This is a genomic window from Caldisericia bacterium (genome assembly GCA_021158845.1).
In the GTDB taxonomy this organism is placed as follows: Bacteria; Caldisericota; Caldisericia; order B22-G15; family B22-G15; genus B22-G15.
Genome location: JAGGSY010000039.1, coordinates 1 through 1,947 on the forward strand (window position 1 = coordinate 1; position 1,947 = coordinate 1,947).

General features: G+C 38.7%; 3 protein-coding genes. 2 read left to right on the plus strand and 1 reads right to left on the minus strand.

Annotation, left to right across the window (positions count from 1 at the left end; translation table 11 throughout):
- The first annotated feature begins 57 nt into the window (after positions 1–57).
- Positions 58–786, plus strand: a complete 729-nt coding sequence (locus tag J7J33_01510; GenBank protein MCD6167970.1) for a PAS domain S-box protein — start codon at positions 58–60, stop codon at positions 784–786.
- A complete protein-coding gene (locus tag J7J33_01515) occupies positions 726–1,724 on the plus strand; it encodes a diguanylate cyclase (GenBank protein ID MCD6167971.1) in 999 nt (332 codons plus the stop codon). The genes J7J33_01510 and J7J33_01515 overlap by 61 nt, the downstream gene beginning before the upstream one ends.
- Here the strand turns inward: J7J33_01515 and J7J33_01520 are convergent.
- Positions 1,701–1,947: nucleoside 2-deoxyribosyltransferase (locus J7J33_01520; protein ID MCD6167972.1), on the minus strand; the 247-nt coding region annotated here is incomplete at its 5' end. The genes J7J33_01515 and J7J33_01520 overlap by 24 nt on opposite strands.

Below are 1,947 nucleotides of genomic sequence, written 5' to 3' on the forward strand. Positions count from 1 at the left end.
ATTCTGAACACAAAAATAGTGGGATTCGTTTCTCTAAAACCCAGCTTATGAAATTCAATGAAGAAGAGATGGAGGAAAAGATTTAAAGAGAGAGAAGAGCATTTCCGTCTCCTTGCAGAGATAACGCCATCTGCAATATTTATTCATGACGGAGAGAGGTACCTATATGTTAATCCCCCTATGGAACATATTACAGGGTATTCAAAGGAAGAACTCCTCAGTATGAAGCTATGGGAGATTATTCATCCAGATTATAGAGAAATGGTAAAGGATTTTGCAAGAAGAAGACTTCTGGGGGAGGATGTTCCATCAAAGTATGAGACAAAGATTCTTACAAAAGATGGTAGAGAGAGGTGGGCGAACATCTATGCAAGAAAGGTATCTTACAATGAAAAATCTATTGTTTTAGGATTAGCCTTTGATATAACAGACCTTAAGAGGGCAGAGGAAGCTCTTAGAGAAAGTGAGGAAAAGTTTAGGGTGATATTTGAGAATGCTGGAGTGGGCATAACCCTTGTTGATAGAGAAGGAAGATTGATAGACTGCAATTCCCACTTCAGAAACTTTGTTGGATACACAAAAGAAGAACTTATAGGTAAACACTGGCGTATCTATACTCATCCAGAGGATGTTGAGAGAAATCTTGATATTTTTGAGAAAATGATAAAGGAAAAGAAGGTTTTTGTGTTTGAAAAAAGGTTTAAGAGGAAAGATGGAAGAATCCTTTGGGGAAGAGTTACATCTCTCCTGTCTTTGATTCAAATGGAAGATTCCTTTTTCAAATAGGGATAACTGAGGATATAACCAAAGAGAAGAAGGCAATAGAGGCTTTAAAGAAGAGTGAATCTAAGTATAGAAGTCTTGTGGAAAAGATGTCTGAGGGTATATACATTCTGTATAATAACAGGTTTGAATTTGTGAACAATAGATTTATAGAGATGTTTGGATACACAAGAGAGGAGTTAAGGAGGGTGGACTTTAGAAAGCTCATAGCGCCTGAAAGTCTTCCATTAATAGAAGAGAGGGCAAGAAAACTAAAGAGGGGTGAGCCTGTCCCTGAGAAGTATGAATTTGTGGCACTTGATAAACATGGAAGGAAAGTTTATGTGGAGGTGTCTGTAACTTATGTTCCCTATAAGGAGGGAATTGCCACACAGGGGATTGTTAGGGATATTACAGAGAAGAAGGCATATGAGAAGAAACTAAGATACATGGCAACACACGATATTCTCACAGGTTTACCCAACAGGAGTCACTTTATGGAGTTTCTTAGAGCAGCTATAGAGAGTTCAAAGAGATACGGCCATATGGTCTGCATCATGATGCTTGATCTTGATGGATTTAAAGAGGTGAACGATAAGTTTGGCCATGATGTGGGTGATAGGGCGCTTGTGAGGGCAGCTGAAAGGTTAAGAAGGAGTGTTAGAAGGAGTGACATTCTCTCAAGGATGGGTGGGGATGAGTTTCTTGTCCTCGTTCCTATTTTAAAGAGAGTAGAGGACGCCGAAACTATTGGAAGAAAAATTGTAAATAGCTTCAGGGAGCCACTAAGGGTAAATGGAGAATTGTATCATATTACAGTAAGTGTAGGCGCTTCCATATTTCCACAGGATGGAACTGATGCCATTGAACTTATAAAGAAAGCTGATATGGCAATGTATAAGGTAAAAGGTAGTGGAAAGGATGGCTTCCTTCTCTATTCAAACTTTATTAAAGAGTCTTAAAAGTTTCTCAGTCAAATCATCTTTATCCCTGTAGGTTATTAAGGTTAAGTTCGGATTTCCATTTATCATAGCTGAAAGGTGCACTCCTTCCCTTACGAGGCAGATAACCCTCTTTCCAATCTTTTCTCCAAATGCAATTTCGTATCCAACACCAAGGGAGGGTTTGGAGACTTCTGCCAGAATAACATCACTTTTTTCAAGAGCTTCCACATCTCTTCTATAT